The organism is Bradyrhizobium sp. i1.15.2 (assembly GCF_040548425.1).
GTDB classification, from domain to species: domain Bacteria; phylum Pseudomonadota; class Alphaproteobacteria; order Rhizobiales; family Xanthobacteraceae; genus Bradyrhizobium; species Bradyrhizobium canariense.
This window is the reverse complement of the sequence record NZ_JBEPRQ010000004.1, coordinates 25,170-37,833: the sequence shown is the minus strand read 5'-3', so window position 1 is coordinate 37,833 and position 12,664 is coordinate 25,170. Positions and strand designations below refer to the sequence as shown.

The 12,664-nt window shown below is 64.9% G+C and carries 9 protein-coding genes and 1 tRNA gene; 3 read left to right on the top strand and 7 right to left on the bottom strand.

All coding sequences use genetic code 11. From position 1 onward, the window contains the following. Positions 1-9: 9 nt before the first annotated feature. From dxs to ABIB80_RS09960, 5 genes are all read right to left on the bottom strand, one after another. Positions 10-1,938, bottom strand: a complete 1,929-nt coding sequence (gene dxs, locus ABIB80_RS09980; protein WP_354127311.1) for a 1-deoxy-D-xylulose-5-phosphate synthase — start codon at positions 1,936-1,938, stop codon at positions 10-12. A 599-nt stretch (positions 1,939-2,537) separates the two neighbouring features. Beyond that, positions 2,538-2,789, bottom strand: coding sequence for an exodeoxyribonuclease VII small subunit (locus tag ABIB80_RS09975; protein WP_007594646.1), 252 nt, complete (start codon positions 2,787-2,789; stop codon positions 2,538-2,540). Between the two features lie 73 nt (positions 2,790-2,862). Further along, complete coding sequence (locus tag ABIB80_RS09970; protein WP_354127310.1) at positions 2,863-3,792, bottom strand: histone deacetylase family protein; 930 nt, start codon at positions 3,790-3,792, stop codon at positions 2,863-2,865. 133 nt (positions 3,793-3,925) lie between these two features. After that, positions 3,926-5,584 carry a bifunctional metallophosphatase/5'-nucleotidase gene (locus tag ABIB80_RS09965; protein WP_354127309.1) on the bottom strand — a complete coding sequence of 553 codons (1,659 nt, stop codon included), beginning with the start codon at positions 5,582-5,584 and terminating at the stop codon, positions 3,926-3,928. Between the two features lie 79 nt (positions 5,585-5,663). Further along, positions 5,664-6,425 carry an enoyl-CoA hydratase-related protein gene (locus tag ABIB80_RS09960; RefSeq protein WP_354127308.1) on the bottom strand — a complete coding sequence of 254 codons (762 nt, stop codon included), beginning with the start codon at positions 6,423-6,425 and terminating at the stop codon, positions 5,664-5,666. 245 nt (positions 6,426-6,670) lie between these two features. On the opposite strand from ABIB80_RS09960, the gene ABIB80_RS09955 reads away from it, so the two are divergent. Further along, a complete protein-coding gene (locus ABIB80_RS09955) occupies positions 6,671-7,912 on the top strand; it encodes an MFS transporter (protein ID WP_354127307.1) in 1,242 nt (413 codons plus the stop codon). Between the two features lie 92 nt (positions 7,913-8,004). Here the strand turns inward: ABIB80_RS09955 and ABIB80_RS09950 are convergent, their stop codons facing one another. Further along, entirely contained in the window at positions 8,005-9,783 is a 1,779-nt protein-coding gene (locus ABIB80_RS09950; protein WP_219678544.1) for an acyl-CoA dehydrogenase family protein, read from the bottom strand. Positions 9,784-10,038: 255 nt separating this feature from the next. Between ABIB80_RS09950 and ABIB80_RS09945 the strand changes: the two genes are divergently transcribed. Beyond that, a tRNA-Gln gene (locus ABIB80_RS09945) sits at positions 10,039-10,113 on the top strand. An 18-nt stretch (positions 10,114-10,131) separates the two neighbouring features. Here ABIB80_RS09945 and ABIB80_RS09940 read toward each other — a convergent pair. Beyond that, complete coding sequence (locus tag ABIB80_RS09940) at positions 10,132-11,394, bottom strand: ROK family protein (RefSeq protein ID WP_354127306.1); 1,263 nt, start codon at positions 11,392-11,394, stop codon at positions 10,132-10,134. 254 nt (positions 11,395-11,648) lie between these two features. Between ABIB80_RS09940 and ABIB80_RS09935 the strand changes: the two genes are divergently transcribed. Next, a complete protein-coding gene (locus ABIB80_RS09935; RefSeq protein ID WP_354127305.1) occupies positions 11,649-12,614 on the top strand; it encodes a sugar-binding protein in 966 nt (321 codons plus the stop codon). The last annotated feature ends 50 nt before the right edge of the window (positions 12,615-12,664 follow it).

Genomic DNA, 12,664 nt, shown 5'->3' with positions numbered 1-12,664 from the left:
AGCTCGCTGTTAGGCGAGCTTGACCGTCTCGGCCTTGACGTCCTTGCCGAGCGCCTCGAACACCTTGGCGACGATGCCCTTGGCGTCGAGACCGGCACGACCGTACATCGCCGCCGGGGTGTCGTGGTCCTGGAACACGTCGGGCAGCACCATGGTGCGGAACCGCACCAGGCCGCTGTCGAGCGCGCCCTGGTCGGTCAGGTATTGCGCGACATGCGAGCCGAAACCGCCGACCGAGCCTTCCTCGATCGTGATCAGGATCTCGTGGTCGCGCGCGAGCTTGAGCACCAGCTCGGTGTCCAGCGGCTTCATGAAGCGCGCATCCGCGATCGTGGTCGAAAGGCCGTGGGCCGCGAGCTCGTCGGCGGCCTTCTCGCATTCGGCAAGGCGCGTGCCGAAGGAGAGCAGGGCGATCTTGCTGCCCTCGCGGACGATGCGGCCCTTGCCGATCTCGAGCGGAACGCCGATTTCGGGCATCTCGATGCCGCGGCCTTCGCCGCGCGGATAGCGCAGGGAACTCGGACGATCGTTGATCGCGACCTGGGTTGCGACCATGTGCACCAGCTCGGCTTCGTCGGCCGCCGCCATGATCACCATGTTCGGCAGACAGCCGAGATAGGCGTTGTCGAACGAGCCGGCATGGGTGGCGCCGTCGGCGCCGACGAGGCCGGCGCGGTCGATGGCGAAGCGCACGGGCAGGCTCTGGATCGCGACGTCATGCACGATCTGGTCGTAGCCACGCTGCAGGAAGGTCGAGTAGATCGCGCAGAACGGCTTGTAGCCTTCGGTGGCGAGACCGGCGGCGAACGTCACCGCGTGTTGCTCGGCAATGCCGACGTCGAAGGTGCGGTCCGGGAACGCTTTGTTGAAGATGTCGACGCCGGTGCCGGACGGCATCGCCGCGGTGATGGCGACGATCTTGTCGTCCTTCTCCGCTTCCTTGACGAGGCTCTGGCCGAACACGTTCTGATAGGCCGGCGCGTTCGGCTTGGACTTGGCCTGGGTGCCGGTCGCGACGTCGAACTTGACCACCGCGTGGTACTTGTCGGCGGAGGCTTCCGCCGGGCCGTAGCCCTTGCCCTTCTGCGTCACGACGTGGAGCAGGATCGGGCCGGTCTCCATGTCGCGCACGTTCTTGAGCACGGGCAGGAGATGGTCGAGGTTGTGGCCGTCGATCGGGCCGACGTAATAGAAGCCGAGCTCCTCGAACAGCGTGCCGCCGTCCATCATGAAGCCGCGGGAATATTCCTCGACGCGATTGGCGCGGTTGGCGAGGATCTTGGGCAGGCGCTGGTTGATCTGCTTGGCCACATCGCGCAGCGTGCGATAGGTCTTGCCGGAGTAGAGCCGCGACAGATAGGCGCTCATCGCGCCGACCGGCGGTGCGATCGACATGTCGTTGTCGTTGAGGATGACGATCAGGCGCGAGTTCATCGCCCCCGCATTGTTCATGGCCTCGTAGGCCATGCCCGCCGACATCGCGCCGTCACCGATGACGGCGATAACGTTGTTCTTGCCACCGGAGAGGTCGCGCGCGACGGCCATGCCGAGGCCGGCGGAGATCGAGGTCGAGGAATGCGCGGCGCCGAACGGATCGTAATCGCTCTCGCTGCGCTTGGTGAAGCCGGACAGGCCGCCGCCGGTGCGCAGGGTACGGATGCGATCGCGCCGGCCGGTGAGGATCTTGTGCGGATAGGCCTGGTGGCCGACGTCCCAGATCAGACGGTCGCGCGGGGTGTCGAAGACGTAATGAATCGCAGTGGTGAGCTCGACCACGCCGAGGCCTGCGCCGAAGTGACCGCCGGTCACCGAGACGGCATCGATGGTCTCCTGACGCAGCTCGTCGGCGACCTGGCGAACCTGCTCGACCTTGAGCCTGCGCAGGTCGTCCGGCGTCCGGATGGTGTCGAGAAGCGGCGTTTTACTATATGCGTTCACGGCGATTTCCAATTTGTCAGCGCCGGAAGATTGTTCCGGTGCGCGATGGGTTTGCTCAATATCGGCGCAGCGCGAGTCCTTAAACCGTCGGAGCCACCTGCATGGGGCAAAGCCCCGTCTTCAAGCTTAGGTGAGCTTAAGTGCTCTCCGGTTCAGTCTCTGTGATCCCTGTCACTTAGATCGGCTTCGTCCATCCCAGCCAATTCATCAGCAGTTTGAAGCGCTTGTCGTCGGTAATCAGTGCCTACGCAAGGCTTACAAAAAGCCACACTCCGCGCAGCTTTACACCAAAGCTTGGGCCAAAGCCAACCCGCTGGGCCGATTACGGGCATGCACCTGCAACCCCCGGGCCAGAGTGGTTAATCCCAGCGCCAGCGGAAGGGTTCCAAGCTTGCCCGGTTCCTCGGCAAGGTTTTTGGCGTGCGGAAGCTATTTTTAGACGGATTTGGGAGGGCGAGGGGCCCTCTGCGGGAGGTTCCGTGATCTCCAGAGTGCCGGTTCGCTTGAATCAAGCAGCAGCAGCAACGCCGACGGCGGCGTGCGATCATGAAAAATTGCCGGTGCCCGCTGCGTGAGATAGGCGGCTTTGAAGGCGGCCCTTACTGGACGTCGAGCGGCGCGGTGCCGGTGGCCTGGCCGCTGGCATCGGTGGTGATCTTGTCGACGCGCGCCTCGGCCTGGCGCAGCAACTCCTCGCAGCGGCGCTTCAGGGCCTCGCCGCGCTCGTAGATCGTCACGGATTCCTCGAGCGGCACCTTGCCGTCCTCGAGCCGCTTCACGATGGTTTCGAGCTCCTCGATGGCGCGTTCGAAGGTCAGCCTGGAGATGTCGATTTGGGTATTTTCGGCCATATAAGTTTCCGATTGCCCGATTCGCTTCATGTCGGAGAAAGCAAAGTTTTGCGGGCGCAATGTGGCGGGTGTGTCAGGCGCCCATCAGGGCGCCGACATGCGCCGTAACAGATTCTTTCAGTCCTTGCAGGTCGTAGCCGCCCTCGAGCACAGAAACAACGCGCCCCCCGGCGGTCTTGTCGGCGAGGTCCATCAGCTTGCGCGTCACCCAGGCATAATCCTCCGCGCGCAAATTCAGCGACGCCAGCGGATCGCGATAATGCGCGTCGAAGCCGGCAGAGATGACGAGCAGCTCCGGGCTGAATTTTTCGAGCTGCGGCAGGATCAAACTTTCGAACGCGATGCGGAATTCCGGCCCGCCGTCCTCGGAGGCGAGCGGCGCGTTGACGATGGTGTCATGGTCGCCGCGCTCGCTCTTGGCACCGGTGCCCGGAAACAGCGGCATCTGGTGCGTCGAGCAGTACATCACGGTCGGGTCCGACCAGAAGATGTCCTGCGTGCCGTTGCCGTGATGCACGTCGAAATCGACGATGGCCGCGCGCTTGATGCCGTATTTGCGCTGCGCGTGGCGCGCGGCGATGGCGACGTTGTCGAAGAAGCAGAAGCCCATCGGCTTGCCGATCTCGGCGTGGTGGCCGGGCGGGCGCACCGCGACGAAGGCGTTGCGATGCTCGCCATTCATCACCGCTTCGGTCGCCGCGACCGCGCCACCGACGCCGCGCATCACCGCTTCCCACGTGCCCGGCGACATCGAGGTGTCGCCATCGATATAGACCTGTCCGCTGGTCGGCGCGATGTGGCGCAGCTCCGTGACGTAGTGCTCGTTGTGGCAGAGCGTGACGAGATCGAGATCGCCCTCCGGCGCCTGGTCGCGCACCAGGAACTGGAAGCGCTCATGCGACAGCGCCTCCTCCACCGCGCGCAGGCGGTCCGGCCTTTCAGGGTGTCCCGGCGGCGTGACGTGGTCGAGGCAGGCCTTGTGGGAGAGGAGAAGCGTACTCATCAGTCGGCCTCATGGGATGCGGGCTCTCGACGTCGCTTGGCGCATCCGGCGCCAAAACGCAAATGCAAAACCCAATCTATGCGTTCCCCCGGGAATGGCAAAGGGTGTCCCGAACCGGCCCGTTTGATCCGGATCAATTCACGCGCAGGATGCGGCTCAGCGGCAGCGGCCCGATCGGTCCGTGCGCCCTGAAGAACGCGAACAGCGCGTCGGCGTCGTAGCCGCCATATTGCGGCCCCGTGCCTTGTTTGGCGACCGTAAAGCCGTCGCCGCCAACTGCGAGGTAATCGTTGAGGGTGACGCGGTAGCCGCTTCCGGCTTCGATCAGCCTGCCATTGAGCGTCATCTTCTCGTTGATCACGCGCTCGCCGAATGGCTTCGCCGCATCCCAGGCGTAACTGAACCCGTTCGAGACCTGGAGAATCCGCGGCCGCTTCGGATCGAGCCATTGCTGCTCCAGCATGTCCTTGAGCTGGCTGCCCGTGAGCGTCATGGTGACGAGCCGGTTGCGGAACGGCTGGCTGGCGAAAACGTCGCCGAAGGTGATCGCGCCGTTCTCCTTCGGGACGATGTCGGTGCGGATACCGCCGGGATTGGTGAGCGCGATGACGGCGCTGCCGTCCTTGGCGTCCCTGGTCGCGGCGAGCTGCGCGTCCGCAATGACGTCGCCGAGCGGGCTTTCGCCGGCGTCGTTCGGCACGCGTGACAGCGTCTGCGTCACCGATCCAGCCGGGCGATTGGCGATCGGCGCCGAAAGCCTGTCGTAGGCGTCGATCAGTGCGGTCTGCTCGGGATCCTTAGGCAGCGAGGCATTGGCGACGAGGACGTTCTCGGCTCTGGCGCTGACGATGTCGCGCGTCGCCGGATCGAGCTTGAGGTCGATCGCGGTGACCAGCGTCCCGTATTTGTCCCCGCTGGTGACGAGCCGCCCGTCAATATCGCAGACATAAGCACGATGAGTGTGGCCGCTGACGACGACGTCGACGGCGCGATCGAATTTTTTCACGATGTCGACGATCGGCCCCGTGATGGCAGGGCATTCGTTGTAGTCGCCAGCCGGCTCGCCGCCCTGGTGGATCAGCACCACGATCGCCTCGACCCCACGCGCCTTCAGCTGCGGCACCAGCGCGTTCACCGTCTCGGCTTCGTCGCGGAATTCAAGACCCGTGATGCCCGATGGCGAGACGATGCCCGCGGTGTCCTTCAAGGTCAGCCCGATGAAGGCTATGGGGATGCCTTCGAACTCCCTGATCTCGTAAGGCGGCAGCACGCTCCTGCCGGTCGCGGTCTCGATGGTGGACGCCGCGAGATAGCGGAATTTGGCGCCCGTGAAGGGGTGCGGCCCCTGGCAGCCGTCGACGGGATGACAGCCCCCGTTCTGCATCCGCAACAGCTCGGTCTTGCCCTCGTCGAATTCGTGATTGCCGACCGAGGTGATCGCGAGCCCCATCATCGAGAGCGACTCGATCGAAGGCTCGTCGTGGAACATCGCCGACAGGAACGGGCTTGCGCCGATCAGGTCGCCGGCGGCGACGAAGATCGTGTTCTTGTGTCCCTCGCGCAGCTGCTTCACCAGCGTCGCCATGTATTCGGCACCGCCGGCCGCCACCATCACCTTCCTGGACTTGTCCTCGGGATCACTGATCCGGATGCCGCCCGGCGGCGGGCGCAGATTGCCGTGGAAATCGTTGATCGCGAGGATGCGCAGCTCGACGGGTGCGGCGGTTTGGGCGGACGCGGGCAGGGCGGCGAGCGCGAGCGCGAAGACGGTCAGGCGGAGAACATGTTGCATGAAACCAGACTAGTCGGTCCGCACGAAGATTTCACGAAAGTTCTCGCCGTCATTCCGCGGCGCTGCGCCGGACGACAGCCTACTTTTTCTTCTTTCTGCTCGCGAACGCGTTGAACGCGGCGGTGGCTTCTTCCGACTTCAGCCGCTCGCCGAACAAATGGGCCTCCTGGTCGATACGGCGGGTGAGCTCCTCGGATGCGACGCGGAGCAGTTTGCGCGAGGTCGCGACCGCTTCGGCGGGCAGCCGGCAGATATCGCGCGCCACCTTGCGCGCCTCGACCTCGGTATGTCCCGGCGAGACCACGGTGTTGACGAAGCCGGCGGCATGCGCTTCCGCGGCCGTAAAAGTCCGCCCCATCACCAGCATGGCGAAGGCGCGCTGGTAGCCCATCGTGTTCGGCATCAAGAGGCTGGACGCGCCGACCGGCACGAGCCCGAGATGGATGTAGGGCGCGGAGAAGGTTGCCGCGTTCGAGGCCAGCACATAGTCGCAATGGAACAGCATCACGGTGCCCATGCCGATCGATGCACCGTCCACGGCCGCGATCACCGGCTTGGCGTTGAGGGCGAGCGAATAGAGAAACTTGGCGCCGTCGGACAGCGTCTCGGGGCGCGACGTGTCGGCGTGCATGAAATCGTCGATATCATCGCCGGCGGTGAACACGCCGGAGCCTCCGGTGATGATCATGCAGCGGATGTCGGGATTGTTCTGCGCGGTGTCGATCGCGCGGCTCATCTCCCGATACATGTCCTGCGTGATCGCGTTCTTCTTGCTCGGGCGACGCAGGGTGATCACGCGTGTTTCGCGCTCTTCGGTGACGACGATATTGCCATTCGGCATGAGAGGCCCCTGCGGTCGCCGCGACACTGACATTGGCTAGACTCGCGAAACGTCAGCCTACATCATCTTGCAGGCGTGCCAATGCGCTCGCGCGACCTTTTGAAGACCGAATTCGCCCGAGACGGGCGCATCACGCTCCCGCCGTGCGACGCGTTGCAATAATCAGCTGCCATTTTCGATTGAAAAACCCCTGGTTGTGGTGCACGATCGCCTCGCGCCGTTCCCTTTGGCCGATTGCCTGATTGATGATTGCCGCCACTCGTGTTGACGAATCCTCGCTGCACTATCGCGGCTGGCGCGTCGTGCTGGCCTGCTTCCTGATGGCTTTCTTCATGTTCGGCTTCGGCCTCTACGGCCAGGGCGTCTATCTCGCCGAGCTTCAGCGCGCCCATGGCTGGCCGGGCACTCTGGTCTCCGCGGCCAGCACCTTCTCCTTTCTCCTGACTGCCGTCCTCGTCATCTTCACCGACGATCTGCTCGCCCGCATCGGGCTGCGGTCGCTGATCCTGTGCGGCCTGTCGGCGCTCGGCGCTTCGACGGTGCTGCTGGCGCTGCTGCAGACGCCCTGGCAGCTCTATCTCGCCTATGCGCTGATGTCGTTCGGCTGGACCGGCATGGGCACGGTGGTGATCGCGACCGTGCTGAACTCCTGGTTCGAACGGCGCCGCGGGCTCGCGCTCAGCCTCGCCTACAACGGCGCGACCTGCGGCGGCATCGTCCTCGTGCCGCTGCTGCTGTCGCTGAGCGCCAGCATCGGCTTCCGTTCCGCGATGCTGGCCGCCACGCTCGCGATGGTGGTGCTGGTGCTGCCGGTGGTGGTCATCTTCACCGGCTGGCGGACCGAAATGCCGCCGACGTCGGGTGGGGATTCATCCGCTGGCGGCACTGCCTTGCCTGCGGTTCACTCGCGCAAGACGCTGCTCGCCAACGCGGCGTTCTGGACCATGGTGCTGCCGATCGCGGTCGCGCTGCTGGCGCAGATGGGATTCATCATCCACCAGGTGACGTTTCTCGAACCGCTGATCGGCCGCGCCAGTGCGGGCCTTGCGGTCACCATCATGGCGGCGATGGCAGTGGTCGGGCGCCTGTCGCTCGGCCTGTTCGTCGACCGGCTCGATCCGCGACTCGCCTGCGCGGCATCGATGACGAGCCAGGCGGCGGCTCTGTTCGTGCTTCTGCAAAGCACGAATCCGACCGTGCTGCTCGTGTGCTGCGCCGTCTACGGCTTCTCGATCGGCAACATGATCACGTTCCCGCCTTTGATCATCCAGCGCGAGATCGGCGCCGGCGCTTTTGCCGCCGCGATGGGATTGGGCACGTCGATCAGCGGCATCGTCAGCGCCTTCGGCCCCGGCATCGTCGGCCTCGTGCGCAGCGTAACCGGCGATTACACGACGGCATTTGCGATGTGCGTGGTGCTCGACCTTTTGGCGGCGGGCGTGGTGCTGTGGCGGCCGGGGCGACGTACGAAGCTCGCGGCTTCGTAGCCCGGATGGAGCGCAGCGCAATCCGGGATTCGTGCCACAAGCAATGACAGCGCCGGATTACGCTGCGCTTCATCCAGACTACGCCGTCCCAGCTACCCCAACAATACCACATCCGCCGCCGCGACCGACTCCGCGCTCTCCGTCACAGTTCGCTCGAGCGCGCCGGCCTGCACGGTGATGTTCTCGGCGAAGAAGCGCGCCAGCGAGACGTAGCGCGCGGCGTCCGTGATGCCATGGGATTTCGCGGCGAGCGCTTCGGATGCCAGCATGCAGCCGCCAAGCGTGGCGCCGAACTGTTGCAGATACGGCGTCGCGCCGGCCAGCGCCTCGTTCGGCGCGGACGCAACCCGCTCCAGCAGCCATTTGCTTGTGCGCGTCAGCGCCTCCAGTGCCTCGCGCAACTTCACGCCCGTGGTGCCGAAGGCGGGATCGTTGGAAGCTTCGACCTGCTTCACGATGGCCGAGAGTTCGTCGAGCAGCGCCCACACCGCTGCGCCGCCGTTGGCCGCGAGCTTTCGCGTGACGAGGTCGATGGCTTGGATGCCGTTGGTGCCCTCGTAGATCGCGGTGATGCGGGCATCGCGATAGTGTTGTGCCGCGCCGGTCTCCTCGATGAAGCCCATGCCGCCATGCACCTGCACGCCGAGATAGGCGACCTCGTTGCCGACATCGGTGGAATAGCCCTTGGCCATCGGCGTCAGCAGCGCCGCGCGCGCGGCAGCGTCCGCGCGGACCTTCGGATCGCTGGCGCGTGTCGAGACGTCGATCGCCACGGCGGTCGCATAGCAGATGGTGCGCGCCGCCGCGGTCTGCGCCCGCATCCGCATCAGCATGCGCTTGACGTCGGGATGCACGAAGATCGCATCGGAGCCGTCACCCTTCTTGCCGAGGGCGCGGCCCTGCTTGCGCTCTTGTGCGTACGACAATGCCTGCTGATAGGCGCGGTCGGCAACACCGACGCCCTCGAGGCCGACGCCGAGGCGGGCCTGGTTCATCATCGTGAACATGCAGCGCATGCCCTGGTTCTCTTCGCCAACCAGGAAGCCGATGGCGCCACCATGATCGCCCATTGTCATGGTGCAAGTGGGCGAGGCATGCATGCCGAGCTTGTGCTCGACGCCGCTTGCGAAAATGTCGTTGCGCGCACCCAGCGAGCCGTCTTCGTTGACCATGAATTTCGGCACAAGGAACAGCGATATCCCCTTGGTGCCGGCCGGCGCGTCCGGCAGGCGCGCCAGCACGAAATGCACGATGTTGTCGGTCATGTCGTGCTCGCCATAGGTGATGAAGATCTTCGTCCCCTTGATGCGATAGGTGCCGTCGGCCTGCTTCTCGGCGCGGGTGCGCAGCGCGCCGACGTCGGAGCCGGCCTGCGGCTCGGTCAGCTGCATCGTGCCGGTCCATTCGCCGGAGACGAGCTTCTCGAGATAGATTTTCTTCAACTCGTCGCTGCCATGCGCGTCCAGCGCCTCCATCGCCGACGCCGTCAGCAGCGGGCAGAGGCCGAAGGCGACGTTGGCGGCGCTCCAGATCTCGGTGCAGGCGGCGTTGATCGCGAGCGGCAGGCCCTGGCCGCCAAAATCCTCGGGGCCGGAGACCGCGTTCCAGCCGCCCTCGGTCCAGCGCTTGTAGGCATCCGGCCAGCCCGGCGCGGTCGTGACCTTGCCGTCGCTGAGCTTGATGCCGTGCTCGTCGCCGACCTTGTTGAGCGGCGCCAGCACATCGGTTGCGAACTTGCCGGCTTCCTCCAGCACGGCGCTCACGATATCGCCGTCGAAATCGCCGTAATGGCCGGCCTCCATGGCAGCCTTCAGGCCGGCGCCGTGGTTGAGCGACAGCAGCATGTCAGAGATCGGCGCGCGGTAGGTCATGGCTCACTCCCGGGGAGACAGTTCTTGCCGCCGTATTCCCATGAAACGGGGGAGGTCTCAACTGTCAGGAGGGGTGGCGGAGCGGCCGTCGAGAGCGGGGTGGCGTAGCGCCCCTATCAGGCATGGCGCGGCGCCGCCGGCGCCTGTGGTATTTTGCCCCTCCGGGCGGTTGAAATGCCGCGCCTCTCCCTATAGACCGGCACCACTCGAGGGAATCCGCGGGCGCTCGTGTCGCCGCCGTTCCCACGGGCCTGATGGGGCGTAGCCAAGTGGTAAGGCAGCGGATTTTGATTCCGCCATTCGGAGGTTCGATCCCTCCCGCCCCAGCCAGCGCTTAGCTCGCGGCGCTTACTCGGTCGCTTCCATGTGGTTTTGGTCCACGACCCGCAGCGTCCGCCGCACCATGCCCTCGACAATGACCGTCGATTCGCTTGGACGCAGATGGATCGCCGTGGACCTGAGCAGCCATGGCAACACCGACTGCTCGAGCCGCTCTTCATAGGCGTGGCGCATCATGTCGAATGCCATCAGGCCTGGACCCGCCAGGATGACATGGTGTGGGCGCAGCACCGATATCGTTGCGGCGACCGCCTCGGCGAGGGCGCGACCTGCCTGCAGGAACAGCTGCTCGAGACGTGGATCGCCGCCCAGCGCACGCTCGCGCAACAGAGCCATCTGTCCTTCGGACGGCTGCTGCGAGTCCGCCGGCGGCAGATCGAGAAAGGTGCGGGCGTCGCGGTAGAGCGCATAATCGGCAAGATAAGCCTCGATGCAGCCGCGCTGGCCGCAGCGGCATTGCGGGCCGTCCGGCGCCAGCTTGACATGGCCGATCTCGCTGCCGGCGCCCCAGCGTGCTTCACCATCGGCAACGACGCCCATCCCGATGCCGTGACCGACCATGATCGTGGCCGAGAGGCCTTGCGCCAATGCCGGTTCGGCGGACGTGAGGGCGAGCGCGACCGCGACAGCGTCGTTCGCCATCACGACCTCGACCCCGAACGCCTGACGTATCGGCGTCGCCAGATCGACTTCGGTGATCGACAGCGCGGGACTCCACAGCGTCGTGCCGGTGTCGACGTTCACGATGCCTTGCAGCGCAATCCCGATTCCCAATAGCCGATGGCGCGGCGTCGCCGTCGCATCGAGCAGCGCATTGATCTGCGCGATCACGAGATCGCGCAGCGCGCCTGCATCGAGCGCGCGCGTCGACAGTGCAAGTCGCGACTGCGCCACGCCGGAGCCCCGGTAATCCGCGATCAGCGTCTCGATCAGGTTCATACGCACGGAGATCGCGACGATGCGCCCGAACTCCGGGTTCAAGGTCAGCAGCACGGCCGGCCGGCCGCGGCGGCGGCCATTCGGCCCGTCCGCATCCTCTTCGTCGGGATCGTCGGACCATGCGGTTGCCGCTGTCTCGGTCTCGCACAGCATCTCTTCCGCGATCAGCCGCGACGTCAGGCCTGAAACGGCCGGGAAGCTCAATCCCGTGTTCCGGGCGAGCTCCACACGCGGCAACGGCCCTTGGCGTCGCAAGACTTCGACCAGGCGGCCACGGTTCGAGCCGCGGGCCACGGTTGAAACGCGTCTCGGCGGCTCAGTCTGGTCAACCATGTTGCCCCTTTAATTCTACTGGTGAATTTAATATGCGCGCGGTGCAGTACTGTGGCGTAAAAAGCACATTCGGAAAACGTCTTTGGGCGCCATGTTTACTAATATCGTACCTTATGTACTATTTACGCTTGAATAAGGCGCTCGTACATCCTGATCTTGACACTTTACGCTGCGTCATTTCTTCGCGGCGTAAATAAAATAAGGGCGCAAAAGCGCTGTGAAGCCCCGGAGTGGGTGAACAAAGGGAGATACACATGAACGGATCAATCAAGAAATTGATAGTGCCGCTGCTCGCGACCGCCGCCGCGCTCGCGATGGCCACGGGGATGGCGCAGGCTCAGCAGAAAAAGACCATTGCGCTGGTCACCAATGCCGCGGCCGATTTCTGGACCATCGCGGGCCGTGGGCTCGAGAAGGCTCAGAAGGAGCACCCGGAATACGACATCCAGTTGATCGTCACCAACGAGGCCACCGCGGCCGGCCAGCGGCGCGAGCTGGACGACCTGCTGGTGCGCGGCGTCGCCGGCATTTCCATCTCGGTGGATGATGCGCCGCACGCAACCGAAGAGCTCAACAAGGTTGCGGCCAAGACCGTGCTGATCACGACGGACAGCGACGCGCCGCAGAGCAATCGCCTTGCCTATATCGGCACCGACAACGTCGCGGCCGGACACCAAGCAGGCGAGGAGATCAAGAAGGCGCTGCCGAACGGCGGCAAGATCGCGCTGTTCGTCGGCACGATGGATGCGGACAATGCCCGCGAGCGGGTGCAGGGTATCAAGGACGCGATCGCCGGCACCAAGGTCGAGCTGGTCGACGTGTTCACCGACCAGGTGGACTTCGCCAAGGCCAAGGCGAACATGGAGAACGTGCTCGTCAAATATCCCGACATCGCGCTGTTGTCCGGGCTTTGGAGCTACGAGACACCGCTGATCTATGACGCCGTCAAGGCGGCGGGCAAGGCCGGCAAGGTGAAGATCGTCGGCTTCGACGAGGACCAGCGCACACTGCGGGGCGTTTCCGACGGCACGATCGAATCGACGGTGGTGCAGCAGCCCTACGAGTTCGGCTATCTCTCCGCCACCAACATCATCAAGACGCTGAACGGCGACAAGTCCTGGATCCCGGCGGGCGGCAAGCTGATCGTGCCGACCAAGGTAATCAGCAAGGCCAACGTCGCGGCGTTCACCGCAGACATGAAGAACCTCCTCAAGAAGTGAGTATCAGGCGCCCGGCGGCACGTCCGCCGGGCGTCGTGCGGGAGGAAATG

Bases quoted from the DNA above. Each gene is read 5' to 3' on its own strand.
- ABIB80_RS09975 (WP_007594646.1), bottom strand. From the start codon at position 2,789: ATGGCCGAAAATACCCAAATCGACATCTCCAGGCTGACCTTCGAACGC.
- ABIB80_RS09970 (WP_354127310.1), bottom strand. From the start codon at position 3,792: ATGAGTACGCTTCTCCTCTCCCACAAGGCCTGCCTCGACCACGTCACG.
- ABIB80_RS09965 (WP_354127309.1), bottom strand. From the start codon at position 5,584: ATGCAACATGTTCTCCGCCTGACCGTCTTCGCGCTCGCGCTCGCCGCC.
- ABIB80_RS09960 (WP_354127308.1), bottom strand. From the start codon at position 6,425: ATGCCGAATGGCAATATCGTCGTCACCGAAGAGCGCGAAACACGCGTG.
- ABIB80_RS09955 (WP_354127307.1), top strand. From the start codon at position 6,671: ATGATTGCCGCCACTCGTGTTGACGAATCCTCGCTGCACTATCGCGGC.
- ABIB80_RS09950 (WP_219678544.1), bottom strand. From the start codon at position 9,783: ATGACCTACCGCGCGCCGATCTCTGACATGCTGCTGTCGCTCAACCAC.
- ABIB80_RS09940 (WP_354127306.1), bottom strand. From the start codon at position 11,394: ATGGTTGACCAGACTGAGCCGCCGAGACGCGTTTCAACCGTGGCCCGC.
- ABIB80_RS09935 (WP_354127305.1), top strand. From the start codon at position 11,649: ATGAACGGATCAATCAAGAAATTGATAGTGCCGCTGCTCGCGACCGCC.